Source organism: Paenibacillus sp. FSL L8-0494, assembly GCF_038003695.1.
Classification (GTDB): domain Bacteria; phylum Bacillota; class Bacilli; order Paenibacillales; family Paenibacillaceae; genus Paenibacillus_AQ; species Paenibacillus_AQ odorifer.
Genome location: NZ_JBBOPQ010000001.1, coordinates 304,289 through 316,284 on the forward strand (window position 1 = coordinate 304,289; position 11,996 = coordinate 316,284).

Consider the following 11,996-nt stretch of genomic DNA (forward strand, 5'->3'; position numbering starts at 1 on the left):
AAAGGAGGAAGCGCGAGTGGCTAGTAAAAGCTATTATGATGCTTTGGGCGTGAGCAAAAAAGCTACTAAACAAGAAATTAAAAAGGCTTATCATAAGCTTGCCAAGAAGTGGCATCCCGATGTTAACAAAGCCCCTGAGGCAGAGGCGAAATTCAAAGAAGCAGCTGAAGCCTATGAAGTGCTTGGTAATGAGGATAAACGAAAACTCTATGATGAAGAGCTGCTTTATGGAGCTCAACGTGGCAGAGCTAGTGGAGGGGCGGCGAGTGGAGCCTCTTCTTGGGATTCAAACTTTGGTGGAAATGGAAGCTGGAACGGTGGGACTTATTCAACGGGAGGTTCTGGTATTTCGGAGGAAGATTTATTCGGGATGTTTTTTGGAAATCGGGGCTCGGCGGATCGGGCTGGCTTTGATTTTTTCTCGGGAAGTGGAACGGGGCGTGCGAATGGCAATCCGTGGGGCGAGGCCCGCAGTACTATGCAGGCGCAGCTGGATATTACCTTGGAGCAGGCTTATAAGGGCGCCACTGTAAGAGTACAGGTCAGCGACAAAACGGTGGATGTGAACATTCCGCCTAGATCCTATGAGGGTACAATTATTAAAATCGCGGGAAACACTCCGGGTGGCGACGTGCTGCTGGCACTTCATATTCTTCCTCATGATATTTATGAGATTCGCGATGGTGACTTATATGGCATGGTTGAAATTGCTCCTTGGCAAGCGGTATTGGGCGGAGAAGTGAAGGTTCCATTACCGGGTGGCGGCGCCGTGAAATTGAAGATTCCAGCAGGAATTCAGAGCGGTAAAACGCTACGCATCCCCGGCAAGGGCTTAAAACGTGAGAATGGTGCGAACGGCGATATTTTATTTGGTATTGAGATTGTTATCCCTGAACCCACCAGCGAAGCGGAGAAAAATCTGTACCGAAAGCTGGCAGACTCCAGCCCTTTCGAAGCCAGAGCTAAACGTCAAAACACTGGCACCCAGCGGCAAAAGGCGAAAGTGGGTAATTAATAGATAGGTAGAAGAGGTAGAGGTGAGGTGATTTCACTCGTTTGTGATCAACTCTGATTGGTGAAAGGCTGAATTGAATGCTAGTTGCAGAACAGTAACTTATTTAGCCACTAACTATAAAAGAACTTTTCGCTCAAACGGTGAAAGTCGGCACTATGGTGGGAAAAGAAGTGTCTTCGAAAGTGCCTTCGAAAGTACCAAACTGGGATCGATGGTCGAAAAGAAAGGCAAAAGTGCCTTAGAAAGTGCCGAATGGGGCTCGATGTGCGAAAAGAGAAGCAAAAGTGCCTTAGAAAGCGCTGAATTAGGCTCGTTGTTCGAAAAGAAAGTCAAAAGTGCCTTAGAATGTGACGAATGGGGCTCGTTGGGCGAAAAGAGAGGCAAAAGTGCCTTTGAGTGCGTCGAATGGGGCTCGATGTGCGAAAAGAACGGTAAAAATCCCGTAGAATGAGAGCAAACCAGCTAGTTATAAGAAAAGAACGGTAAAAATCCCGCAGAATGAGAGCAAACCAGCCAGTTACTCGAAAAGAGCGGCAAAAATCCCGCAGAATGAGAGCAAACCAGCCAGTTACTCGAAAAGAACGGCAAAAATCCCGTAGAATGAGAGCAAACCAGCCAGTTACTCGAAAAGAACGGTAAAAATCCCGTAGAATGAGCACAAAACGGCCAGTTACTCGAAAAGAACGGCAAAAATCCCGTAGAATGAGAGCAAACCAGCCAGTTACTCGAAAAGAGCGGTAAAAATCCCGTAGAATGAGAGCAAACCAGCCAGTTACTCGAAAAGAACGGTAAAAATCCCGCAGAATGAGCGCAAATCGGCTAGTTACTCGAAAAGAACGGCAAAAATCCCGCAGAATGAGAGCAAACCAGCTAGTTACTCGAAAAGAACGGTATAAATCCCGCAGAATGAGCACAAAGCGTTTAGTTACTCGAAAAGAGCGGTAAAAATCCCGTAGAATGAGCGCAAAACGGCTAGTTACTCGAAAAGAGCGGTAAAAATCCCGCTGATTGAGAGCAAACCAGCTAGTTACTCGAAAAGAGCGGTAAAAATCCCGTAGAATGAGCACAAACCAGCCAGTTACTCGAAAAGAACGGTATAAATCCCGCAGAATGAGCACAAAACGGCCAGTTACTCGAAAAGAGCGGCAAAAATCCCGTAGATTGAGCACAAAACGGCTAGTTACTCGAAAAGAGCGGTAAAAATCCCGCAGAATGAGAGCAAACCAGCTAGTTACTCGAAAAGAGCGGCAAAAATCCCGTAGAATGAGCACAAACCAGCCAGTTACTCGAAAAGAACGGTATAAATCCCGCAGAATGAGCACAAAACGGCCAGTTACTCGAAAAGAGCGGCAAAAATCCCGCTGATTGAGCGTAAACCAGCCAGTTACTCGAAATAAGCGGGATAAATCCCGCTAAATTAACCTATCCCCGGCCAAAAAGGCCGATTTAATATAATCACTCTTAAATAGAAAGGTGAGAGAGCTATGGATTTCAATAAATTAACTCAAAAGCTGCAGGAAGCAGTAGCTGCAGCGCAGTCGCTGGCATCAGACAGCGGTCATCAGGAGATCGATAATCTCCATCTGTTAAAAGCATTGCTTCAGCAGCAAGAAGGATTGCTGCCAAGATTGCTGCAAAAGATGAATATCCCTGTGACTGAGCTGATGCGCAGCACGGATGAATTGCTTCAACGCAAGCCGAGCATCAGCGGGTCAGGAGCAAGCACGGTAAGGCGTTTCGCCTCGCAATCGCTGATTCATCTGCTGGAGCAGGCGGAGAAGGAAGCGGCGAAGATGCAGGATGAGTTTGTTTCTGTGGAGCATGCTGTGCTGGCCATGGTGTCAGATTCGAGCGGGGAGAATCGTGAGCTAAGGGATCTTTTTGTCCGCCGTGGGCTGACCCGTGAGAAGCTGATGTCGGTGCTTGCTGAGATTCGTGGACATCAGCGGGTAACCAGCCGGGAGCCAGAAGCTACTTATGAGGTGCTGGAGAAATACGGCCGTGATCTTGTAGCTGAGGTTCGCGCGGGCAAGATTGATCCAGTCATTGGTCGTGATGGCGAGATCCGCCGAGTAATCCGGATTTTGTCCCGTAAAACGAAAAATAACCCTGTGCTGATCGGTGAACCAGGTGTAGGGAAAACAGCCATTGTGGAAGGCTTGGCACACCGGATTGTACGCAAAGACGTACCGGAGGGTCTGAAGGATAAGACGATTTTTTCACTGGATATGAGTTCACTTGTGGCAGGCGCGAAGTTTCGTGGTGAATTCGAAGAACGCCTGCAGGCGGTATTGAGAGAGGTTCGCGAAAGCAACGGCCGCATTATTCTTTTTATTGATGAGCTGCATACGATTGTGGGCGCAGGTAAAACCGAAGGCTCGATGGATGCGGGCAATATGCTGAAGCCGATGTTGGCCCGGGGTGAGCTGCACTGTATCGGTGCCACAACGCTCGATGAATATCGCAAATATATAGAGAAGGACCCTGCGCTGGAGCGCCGTTTCCAACAAGTGCTTGTGAGCGAACCCGATGTAGAGGATACGATCTCCATTTTGCGTGGTCTGAAGGAGCGGTTTGAAGTCCACCACGGGGTCAAAATCCATGACAGCGCCCTGGTAGCCGCAGGGGTATTGTCCAATCGTTATATTACGGATCGATTTTTACCGGATAAGGCGATTGACCTAGTGGACGAGGCTTGCGCCATGATCCGCACAGAGATAGACTCCATGCCGGGTGAGATGGATGAAGTGACCCGCCGCCTGATGCAGATGGAGATTGAAGAAGCGGCGCTTAAAAAAGAAACTGATGACGCCAGCAAACGCCGACTCGAAATATTGCAGCGCGAGCTCGCTGACCTGAAGGAGAAGCAGCTAGGGATGACGGCGCGCTGGGAGAAAGAGAAGTCGGCCATCCAAGGGATTCGCGACCTCAAAAAACGGCTGGAGCAAGCACGTAAGGATCTGGTCGATGCACAGGAGGAATATGATCTTAATAAGTCAGCCGAACTGAGCTACGGCATTATTCCTGATCTGGAGCGTCAGTTGAAAGCAGCGGAAGAAGCGGCACAGCAGGATCAGGATACAAGATTGCTACGTGAGGCTGTTACTGAAGAGGAAATCGCAGATATTGTCTCCCGCTGGACCGGCGTGCCCGTCAACTCGTAACTACTGTTTATGCCAGTATTATTTCCGAAATTCTCCAGTTACTCCCCTCTTTAATGATAGAAATCTTTTTGAATAACGCCTGCATGATATCTTTCCGTGTACGTTGTGAATATAACTCCCAATTATCTTTAATCTCATTAATCGTCTTGATCGCACGTTCAGGTGTTAAATGACTAACAACCTCTTTAGGAATTGTGGATAACTTTGCTTCAAGTTCGGTAATCCTGAGCATTTCTTCCTGCATACGTTTGCTGAAATCAGCATACGGCATGTTTCCATCCCCATAAGCAAGCTGCCATCTTTCGCGGCGATCTTCACTGGATCGTATCGCCTTTCTGATTTCTTCTTCTTCACTCTTTGTTTTTTTAGGGACGTGCTTTCTATTGTATTCATCACTAATGATATAAGTAGATTTAAACACGAGTGCTGTTAATTTTTTTTCTGACAACCCACCTTGATCGCACATACCAAATCTGGATTTATTACCGCATACATAATGTCGGTTTTTATTCTCGGTCCGATTATCCGTTACTCCCGTGTAAGAATACCCACACTTCCCACACTTTAAAATCCCTCCGAAAACATATTCTTGCGTGTTTTGTGAGATTGTTCCTTCTCGACGGCGATTAAGTACCGTTTGCGCCTGTTCGAATAACTCTTCGGAAACAATAGGATCATGCTGACCGTCTCTTACGATCGCATCGTCGTCTTTTTTGAACTTATTGTGCACTTTTCCGCAATAATGTTTATTTTCTAGTGTTAATAGAACCTTGCTATGATCCCAACGTGAGCCTTTATTTCTGCGTATGCCATGTTCGTTAAGGTATTTTGCTATCATGGTGGAACCGTCACCGGCAGCATATCTCTCAAAGATAAAACGAACCCACTTAGCTTCGTCCTCTTTAATTAGCAATCTACCATCATCCTGCCTCTGATATCCATATAGATCCACTGTGATGTTGTGTAACCCCTTCTCAGCACGTTTACGCATACCTTTTGTTACTTCTTCACCCAAGTTCTCGCGGAACATCTGAGCGAATATGCCTAGCAAATACACGAACATACGGCCCATCGGGTTTGAAGTATCAATCTGCTCAGATAGGCTGATCAATTTAACGTTTTTGGCGTTTACTAATTCAACAAGATCATAAAGGTCTGATATGTTACGTGTCAGACGGTCTAGTTTATGAATAATAACGGTATCAAACATTCCTGACTCTAAATCTCGAATTAACTCTTGTACTCCGGGTCTCTTGAGATTTTTTGCTGACACTCCAGGATCACTATACAATTTAATTAACTGCATATTATTAGAATTAACATATTCAATCAATTGGTCATGTTGTGCTTCCAATGAGTATCCTTCTGAACTTTGTTTCTCCGTGGATACCCTTGTGTATATTGCAACTTTTGTTTTACTTAACGGGGTACCGTCTGCTTTGACCACCATGTTATCACTCCTTGTCTGTATTGTAGGGGAGTGATAACAAAAAAACCATACCTAGTTAGGTACGGTTTCATAATAATATTCAATTATTTAAAGCTAAATTGATATATTTGTTATACCCATTAATCGCTTTTTGTTTACCACTGAATGTAGAATTGAATCCGTATTTACTACCATTTAAATAATTATCAAAATCACTTTGAGAATTTGAATAAAAGTACTTACTTAAAGAGGAATCCATATTTTTATAATTATCTATAGCAGTGTAATAATCATTTAATATTAGTGAAATTGAAGAATCGCTATAGTTTTTTGATTCGTTTAAAATCGAATTATATGAATCTATTGTTCCATTTAATTGTTTGTTAGCTGTAGTTAAATAAGAGTTAACTTTTTTCGCGTACATCTCGTCATAAGCTAAACTGTATGCACTAGAAACAAGTGTTAATGAATCTCCTAAAGATCTGAGTTTGTTAAAAAAATCAGCATTCTTAATGAAGTCTTTAATTGTTGATTCATCACTTTCAATTATTCCTAAGTTATTACTTGAATTGTTGCTTACATCTACTGTCTTATTAGCCTGATCCCAGTTATACCCTATTCCAATCTGTCCCAACATACTTATAGGAATCATGGTCCGACCGTTGTAACTGATCGCTGGAACATCACTAGTCTTCAGCGCAACGCCGTTTGAAGTGATGCGGATAATGTCATTACCCTTATAAGAACCCCAAACGCTTGCCGCGCTCACTACGCCCGTCACCAATAAACTCGATGCCATTACTATTGATATAATTTTTTTCTTCATATGTATATCCCCTTATATATCCACATCGGCTGCGGAATTTGCTAATTATGTATTTATCGACATTTCCCAATATTAACTTTAATTTACTGTCATATTTTGTGCAATGAATTTATTAGAAATCTCCCTTACGATTATCAGAAACATCTTAGGGAGCGCATAAATGAAATTAATAGTAGTGAAACTCAACGATAGGGTCGGTGATAATAGCGACTTTGTCGAGATCGATATCAATGAAGTTAATTATTTTGATCTATGGAAGAAAGATAGTAATTCCGATAAAGTCCTCGCATTCCATACCTCGAAGGGGTCTTTTCTTGCGTTATCAACTCTAAAAGAAGCTCATTCAGCATATTGTGAATACGGCTTCGAGTTATATGACCGATCAACTGGCGTAAATAATCAGAGAGTTAAAGAAGCGAAACAACATAAAAGCGGTTCAATTGTAGAGTTTCACGATGGAAGCACTGTGATTGTACGGAAAAAAATATATTAACAGAAAAGTCAATACCCTTTAACCCCCTTTTAGGTATGGGCGTTGTGCCAAAATTCGACAGCATTTCCTATCATATGTTGTTATAATTTGTTCATAAACCAACGTGGAAGATTAACTTATGTATCTGCGAATGATGAAGTACCATTTAAGTGGTACTGTTACCCGAGAGTAGCTATTGCCACTCCGCTATCGCCATTCCCATACAAAAAGATCATCAATCTTGCAGTTAAGGTAATAGGCAATGACAGCAGCTCTTTGTATCGAGATATTATCCATTCGTAGGTGTACAATATCCGACACTCTCTGTTTGCTTAACCCAGTCTTATCTGCTAACCATTGTTGGTTTTTGCCTATCTTTTTGAGTAAGTAAGGAATGCGACAGCTGACGGGTACTAACTCCATCACACTGCCACCTTATATTTTTTTATCAAAAATAGGAACATGTGTTTCTAATGTACCATTTATATGGTATTATTTTATAAAAAACTTCGTGTGAGACACAAGGGAGAGAATGATATGGATGAACAGTTATGTGAGTCGGCAGAAGTTATTATTAGTAGAAAGGGAATTCCCATGACGCAGGATATGCTTATTAATCACCTTTCTGAGTTGATTTCTTCATTTTCGCAAGATTGCGTATTAAATCCCTCACAGCTGCTTCAACCACAGGATCGTCCCTAAGGCTTACACCAAAATCTTCCTCTGCTTGTGAAATAACTTTTAATATAACTTCCTCTGGGAGCGAATTAGGTTCGCTCTCTTTTGTGTCTCTTCCTAATAGATAATCTATTGACTGATTGAAATAGTTTGCCATTTTCTTTAAAGTTTCTTGATCTGGACTCCTAGTATTTAATTCATACTGAGAGTACGCTGATCTTGTCAGACCTAGATTTTTGGCAGTTTGTTCTTGAGTTTCTTTTTTATTCTTTCTGAGTTCGGACAATCGATCCCCCAGTAACATTTCGTTATCTCCTTTGCAATAAATTAACATAATACAACATTCCATCCCTTAGTTTACTCCACAGAATGTGTCAGAAAAACACGATCCACAAAATGTTGCAAACAACTATTGACTTCCACGATTTGTGGCAGTATAGTTATCTCATAGACAGCCACATAATGTGGCAATTAGTTAGGTGGTGATTACATGGATATAAAGAGAAGAACCCTTTTAACAGAGATACGTAAAGCTGAAGGTTCCCAAGAGAGTGTGGCAAGTAAGCTAAAAATCTCAAGACAACTACTAAGCATGATTGAGATTGGGCAAAGGAATCCCAGTATTAAACTAATGTTGAAAATGTCACGTTACTTCGGAATTCAATCTGAAAAACTATTTCCAGACCTTTTTTTTGATCAGGATTGCCACAATATGAGGCAAAATAAAAAATCTGCATAGGGAGTGATTATGTATGAACCAGCTTCAACAATTTATGTATGGCCATCAAGAAATGAGAACTTTGAACATCGAGGGAGAACCTTGGTTTGTTGCAAAAGATGTTTGTGAAGTTCTTGAAATCGCAAATCCAACGCAAGCAATCAACCGCCTAGATACAGACGAACGGGCTATGTTGAACATAGGTCGTCAAGGTGAAGCAAATGTTGTAAATGAGTATGGCCTTTATTCCTTAATACTCGGCAGTAGAAAACCGGAAGCTAAACAATTCAAACGCTGGATTACACACGATGTTATCCCTAGTATTCGCAAAACAGGCGGTTATATGATACCGCAAACGATGCCTGAAACGCTTAGGTTACTAGCTGCTGAAATAGAAAAGAACCAAGCTATCGAAGCTGAAAACAAACAACTCGCAATTGAAGCAGCTGAAAAGGATAAAAAGCTTAAGGATCAAGCCACACCAGTGGCAATCTACAACTTAGCAATATCAGCTCACAATACCATGTCAATGCAAGAAGTTGCTAAGTCCTTAGGAACTGGAAGAACAAAGCTTTACCAAATCCTAAGAGAAGAAGGAATAATCATGAAAAACTCTACATTACCATACCAACGGTTTATTGATGCAGGATATTTCAAAGTTACCGAGAGACCTAGAGCCAGCGGCGATGTAATTGTAAATGATCCGGCCACACGCGTTACAGCAAAAGGATTTGATTATATTGCGAGATTACTGAAAAGAAGATCAGAAACAGAGCAATTAAAGAAGGAAGCATAACATATTTTTTCATATTAATAACAATTCAATTTTACACAACTAATAACCTTCTGAAAAAGAAGATTTTTCCAAGGAGGACAACATGGAAAAGACAAATATCGAGCAATTTCAGAGAGTGAAACTGAATGTTAACAACTTATCCCCAGAATTGATACTGCGAATGAGCAATGAAGTAGAACAGGCGAAGTTAAAGGAGGAGAAGAAAGTTGGCTAAAAAACTCGATGAAATCACAAATCGCAAACTTACGGTAATTCCATTCAAGCGACCGGACAAGCCCAAGCATCAAACGCGCATCTTCACACCAACTTGTGGGTGCGGTGCTGAAGCAGAGTACGAGGTTTACAACACTCTACAGCCACATTGCAAATCGTGCATGACGGAAGCCATGACCAGCACCATCAAGCCATTTGTGAGACCGATCGGAGGGTTTGACGATGCAAGCTAAGTACCCGCCACCAGCACCATCAATTCAATTTTACTTCACAACCGAATGTGGGCGTAACTTCCAGTGGGCTGCGGTAAGCATGGATAGCCTTCTCAGGGAAGTTACAGAAAAGGGACTACGTATTAAAGAGGTTCGCACCATGGATGAACAAAAAGCCCTTGAAGCATCAATAGAACTGGGTAAAGCCTACATCGAAAGAGAGCTGAAAGAATCTGCTTAAAACGGTATCCGATATTTTAAACCACTATAAGGGAGAGAGTGAAATGTTCGAGGTTGATTATATTTTCACCACATACGGAATGGAATACGCTGCAAAACGGATCACGAAGAATCCTTCTGAGGAAATTTTCAAAATAAAGATAGGTGCACACGGTGCACAGGTTGAGGTGAATTTCGGAATAAATGATGCCAAAAAACTGATAGAAGCGTTGACCGAACATGTGGAGGAAGTTGAGGAGCACGCAGAGCGCTTTAGACAGTTTGGAATCGTATGATCCCGCAGGACCGCACTTTATACCTGGAACTGGCGAAGCAGAGGCCGAATGATAAACGATGGGTGAGGACGTGCTTTCTGAACTATGCAAGGGTGCTAAAAAGAGAATGGGCAGCCGTTGGAGGGCCACCCATGTCAGTTGCTTATTAAAAAACCTACAGAAATCATAGCACGAATTAGGGAGGAATGACAGATGCAAGCGATTCGTTTGGTGGGCACCAAGGACATGGAGCATGACGAATGGTTAGAATGGCGGCGAAGTGGCATAGGCGGTTCTGATGTGGCTGCTATCTGTGGTCTAAGTCGTTATAAATCAGCTTTGGAAGTCTACTTAGACAAAATCGGAGAGATCCCACCTATCGCAGATAACCCAAAAATGAAGGCTGGCCGGATCCTTGAACCAGTTGTAGCTGATTGGTTTGAAGAAGAAACCGGGATACGTGTTCAAAAACAAAATTACATCTTTCAACACAAAGACCATCCTTGCATGCTTGCGAACATCGACCGTTGGGTCCCAGGAGAGAATGCCGGGCTTGAAATAAAAAACACTGGAGAATATTCGCGAAATCACTGGTTCGACGGTAATACAGAAGTTATTCCGACTGAGTACCAATTACAAGCTAATCACTACATGGCTGTTACAGGCGCTGACAAGTGGTATGTAGCAGTATTAATCGGAGGTTGGGACTTCCAGTGGCGTGTGATTGAGCGTGATGAAAATTTAATTAACAGCCTTATCACGATAGAAGAAAACTTTTGGAATGACCATGTGAAGGCAAAGGTACTGCCAGAAGTTAAGGCACAGGATACAAACTTGATGAATTACATGTTCCCTCGTAGCGCTTCTACAAGCGTCAATATAAGCGAAGTCTACTACGACCTTGTAAATAGACTGCTTGTTACGAAGACAGCCTTAAAACAGGCAGAGGAAGACCATGAGGACGTGAAAAACAAAGTTAAGCAGCTGATGGGTGAAAATGAGCTAGCAATATGGAAAGATGAAAAACTTTGTTCTTGGAAAACAAACGCACGCGGTAGTCGTGTATTCAAAATATTAGGAGGAAATTAACAATGAATATGACAACGAAAGCAACAACTAGTCAAAGTGATTTAGCAGGAAAATTATCAAGTATAGCTACAACAACTACAACAACACCAACCAAAGGTAAAACCATCAATGACCTATTCGAACAAATGAAGCCAGCTATTGCACAGGCTATTCCTAAACATTTAACTCCTGATCGTCTCCTTCGAATCGCTACAACCAGTATCCGCACTAACCCTAAACTAAAGGTTTGCTCACCTGAGAGCCTTCTTGGAGCCGTTATGCAGTGTGCTCAGTTAGGACTTGAACCCTCTATCTTGGGTCACGCATACCTCATTCCTTATCGAAATAAGAACAAAGAAACAGGACAATTAGTAGACGAATGCCAGTTCCAGATTGGATATAAAGGTCTGATTGAGCTGGCGCGCCGCACCGGACAGATTAGCAGCATCATGGCGCAGGCAGTTCACCAGAATGATGAATTTGAATATGAGTACGGAATTAATGAGAAGTTGAGACACGTTCCAGCCGATGGTGATCGTGGTCCCGTAGTGAAGTATTACTCTTATGCCAAGTTCAAGGATGGCGGTTACTCCTTCATGGTCATGAGCAGACAGGACATCGTGATCCACCGGGATAAATTCAGTAAGGCTAAGAACTTCGGGCCATGGGTAGACCACTTTGACGAGATGGCTAAGAAGACAGTTCTTAAATCTCTAATGAAATATATGCCAATCAGCGTTGAATTCCAACGCGCAGTAGATCAAGACGAAACAACCAAATACTTCGATTCTTCTGCTGAAAATATGAGCGAAATTGTGGACGTTACAGATTGGAAAGATGTTACTGAGGAAACGACAGAGACTGCGACTGATCCAAATCAAGGCGAGCTACCCTTCTAATGGAGGGTAGTA

Annotated in this window: 14 protein-coding genes and 1 pseudogene; 11 read left to right on the forward strand and 4 right to left on the reverse strand. The window is 42.7% G+C overall.

The genetic code is table 11. The features are described from left to right. Positions 1 to 16 precede the first annotated feature (16 nt). Together NYE35_RS01380 and NYE35_RS01385 are read left to right on the forward strand one after the other, a co-directional pair. Positions 17 to 1,015, forward strand: a complete 999-nt coding sequence (locus tag NYE35_RS01380) for a J domain-containing protein (RefSeq protein ID WP_341119923.1) — start codon at positions 17 to 19, stop codon at positions 1,013 to 1,015. 1,484 nt (positions 1,016 to 2,499) lie between these two features. Then, a pseudogene (locus NYE35_RS01385) lies at positions 2,500 to 4,170 on the forward strand (Clp protease N-terminal domain-containing protein); the annotation flags it as partial. A 16-nt stretch (positions 4,171 to 4,186) separates the two neighbouring features. Here the strand turns inward: NYE35_RS01385 and NYE35_RS01390 are convergent. Continuing rightward, entirely contained in the window at positions 4,187 to 5,629 is a 1,443-nt protein-coding gene (locus tag NYE35_RS01390) for a recombinase family protein (protein ID WP_341119924.1), read from the reverse strand. A gap of 79 nt (positions 5,630 to 5,708) precedes the next feature. Continuing rightward, a complete protein-coding gene (locus tag NYE35_RS01395; RefSeq protein WP_341119926.1) occupies positions 5,709 to 6,434 on the reverse strand; it encodes a stalk domain-containing protein in 726 nt (241 codons plus the stop codon). Positions 6,435 to 6,594: 160 nt separating this feature from the next. Here NYE35_RS01395 and NYE35_RS01400 point away from each other — a divergent pair, with 160 nt between their 5' ends. Continuing rightward, positions 6,595 to 6,927 carry a LytTR family transcriptional regulator DNA-binding domain-containing protein gene (locus tag NYE35_RS01400; RefSeq protein WP_341119927.1) on the forward strand — a complete coding sequence of 111 codons (333 nt, stop codon included), beginning with the start codon at positions 6,595 to 6,597 and terminating at the stop codon, positions 6,925 to 6,927. A gap of 186 nt (positions 6,928 to 7,113) precedes the next feature. Here the strand turns inward: NYE35_RS01400 and NYE35_RS01405 are convergent, their stop codons facing one another. Next, a complete protein-coding gene (locus tag NYE35_RS01405) occupies positions 7,114 to 7,329 on the reverse strand; it encodes a helix-turn-helix domain-containing protein (protein ID WP_341119928.1) in 216 nt (71 codons plus the stop codon). 190 nt (positions 7,330 to 7,519) lie between these two features. Next, complete coding sequence (locus tag NYE35_RS01410; protein ID WP_341119930.1) at positions 7,520 to 7,888, reverse strand: helix-turn-helix domain-containing protein; 369 nt, start codon at positions 7,886 to 7,888, stop codon at positions 7,520 to 7,522. Between the two features lie 186 nt (positions 7,889 to 8,074). On the opposite strand from NYE35_RS01410, the gene NYE35_RS01415 reads away from it, so the two are divergent. The 8 genes from NYE35_RS01415 to recT all read left to right on the forward strand — a co-directional run bounded on the left by NYE35_RS01415 (position 8,075) and on the right by recT (position 11,984). Further along, positions 8,075 to 8,323: a helix-turn-helix transcriptional regulator gene (locus tag NYE35_RS01415; RefSeq protein WP_341119932.1), complete on the forward strand. Its 249-nt coding sequence runs from the start codon at positions 8,075 to 8,077 to the stop codon at positions 8,321 to 8,323. A gap of 13 nt (positions 8,324 to 8,336) precedes the next feature. After that, on the forward strand, positions 8,337 to 9,098 hold the full coding sequence (locus NYE35_RS01420) for a BRO family protein (protein ID WP_341119934.1): 762 nt from the start codon (positions 8,337 to 8,339) through the stop codon (positions 9,096 to 9,098). Positions 9,099 to 9,180: 82 nt separating this feature from the next. Next, positions 9,181 to 9,312, forward strand: a complete 132-nt coding sequence (locus NYE35_RS01425) for a hypothetical protein (protein ID WP_256716097.1) — start codon at positions 9,181 to 9,183, stop codon at positions 9,310 to 9,312. After that, the gene (locus tag NYE35_RS01430; RefSeq protein WP_341119936.1) at positions 9,305 to 9,544 is read left to right on the forward strand and encodes a hypothetical protein; all 240 of its coding nucleotides are present in this window, start codon (positions 9,305 to 9,307) and stop codon (positions 9,542 to 9,544) included. Before NYE35_RS01425 ends, NYE35_RS01430 begins: the two co-directional genes overlap by 8 nt. Further along, a complete protein-coding gene (locus tag NYE35_RS01435) occupies positions 9,534 to 9,764 on the forward strand; it encodes a hypothetical protein (RefSeq protein WP_076208682.1) in 231 nt (76 codons plus the stop codon). Before NYE35_RS01430 ends, NYE35_RS01435 begins: the two co-directional genes overlap by 11 nt. Positions 9,765 to 9,807: 43 nt before the next feature. After that, positions 9,808 to 10,038 carry a hypothetical protein gene (locus NYE35_RS01440; RefSeq protein ID WP_341119938.1) on the forward strand — a complete coding sequence of 77 codons (231 nt, stop codon included), beginning with the start codon at positions 9,808 to 9,810 and terminating at the stop codon, positions 10,036 to 10,038. A 192-nt stretch (positions 10,039 to 10,230) separates the two neighbouring features. Next, a complete protein-coding gene (locus tag NYE35_RS01445) occupies positions 10,231 to 11,106 on the forward strand; it encodes a YqaJ viral recombinase family nuclease (protein ID WP_341119940.1) in 876 nt (291 codons plus the stop codon). Positions 11,107 to 11,108: 2 nt separating this feature from the next. After that, the gene (recT, locus tag NYE35_RS01450) at positions 11,109 to 11,984 is read left to right on the forward strand and encodes a recombination protein RecT (RefSeq protein WP_341119944.1); all 876 of its coding nucleotides are present in this window, start codon (positions 11,109 to 11,111) and stop codon (positions 11,982 to 11,984) included. Positions 11,985 to 11,996 lie beyond the last annotated feature (12 nt).

What these genes read in the sequence shown, in the direction of transcription:
- NYE35_RS01390 (WP_341119924.1), bottom strand. Translation starts at nt 5,629, where the DNA reads ATGGTGGTCAAAGCAGACGGTACCCCGTTAAGTAAAACAAAAGTTGCA.
- NYE35_RS01395 (WP_341119926.1), bottom strand. Translation starts at nt 6,434, where the DNA reads ATGAAGAAAAAAATTATATCAATAGTAATGGCATCGAGTTTATTGGTG.
- NYE35_RS01400 (WP_341119927.1), top strand. Translation starts at nt 6,595, where the DNA reads ATGAAATTAATAGTAGTGAAACTCAACGATAGGGTCGGTGATAATAGC.
- NYE35_RS01405 (WP_341119928.1), bottom strand. Translation starts at nt 7,329, where the DNA reads ATGGAGTTAGTACCCGTCAGCTGTCGCATTCCTTACTTACTCAAAAAG.
- NYE35_RS01410 (WP_341119930.1), bottom strand. Translation starts at nt 7,888, where the DNA reads ATGTTACTGGGGGATCGATTGTCCGAACTCAGAAAGAATAAAAAAGAA.
- NYE35_RS01415 (WP_341119932.1), top strand. Translation starts at nt 8,075, where the DNA reads ATGGATATAAAGAGAAGAACCCTTTTAACAGAGATACGTAAAGCTGAA.
- NYE35_RS01420 (WP_341119934.1), top strand. Translation starts at nt 8,337, where the DNA reads ATGAACCAGCTTCAACAATTTATGTATGGCCATCAAGAAATGAGAACT.
- NYE35_RS01425 (WP_256716097.1), top strand. Translation starts at nt 9,181, where the DNA reads ATGGAAAAGACAAATATCGAGCAATTTCAGAGAGTGAAACTGAATGTT.
- NYE35_RS01435 (WP_076208682.1), top strand. Translation starts at nt 9,534, where the DNA reads ATGCAAGCTAAGTACCCGCCACCAGCACCATCAATTCAATTTTACTTC.
- NYE35_RS01440 (WP_341119938.1), top strand. Translation starts at nt 9,808, where the DNA reads ATGTTCGAGGTTGATTATATTTTCACCACATACGGAATGGAATACGCT.
- NYE35_RS01445 (WP_341119940.1), top strand. Translation starts at nt 10,231, where the DNA reads ATGCAAGCGATTCGTTTGGTGGGCACCAAGGACATGGAGCATGACGAA.
- recT (WP_341119944.1), top strand. Translation starts at nt 11,109, where the DNA reads ATGAATATGACAACGAAAGCAACAACTAGTCAAAGTGATTTAGCAGGA.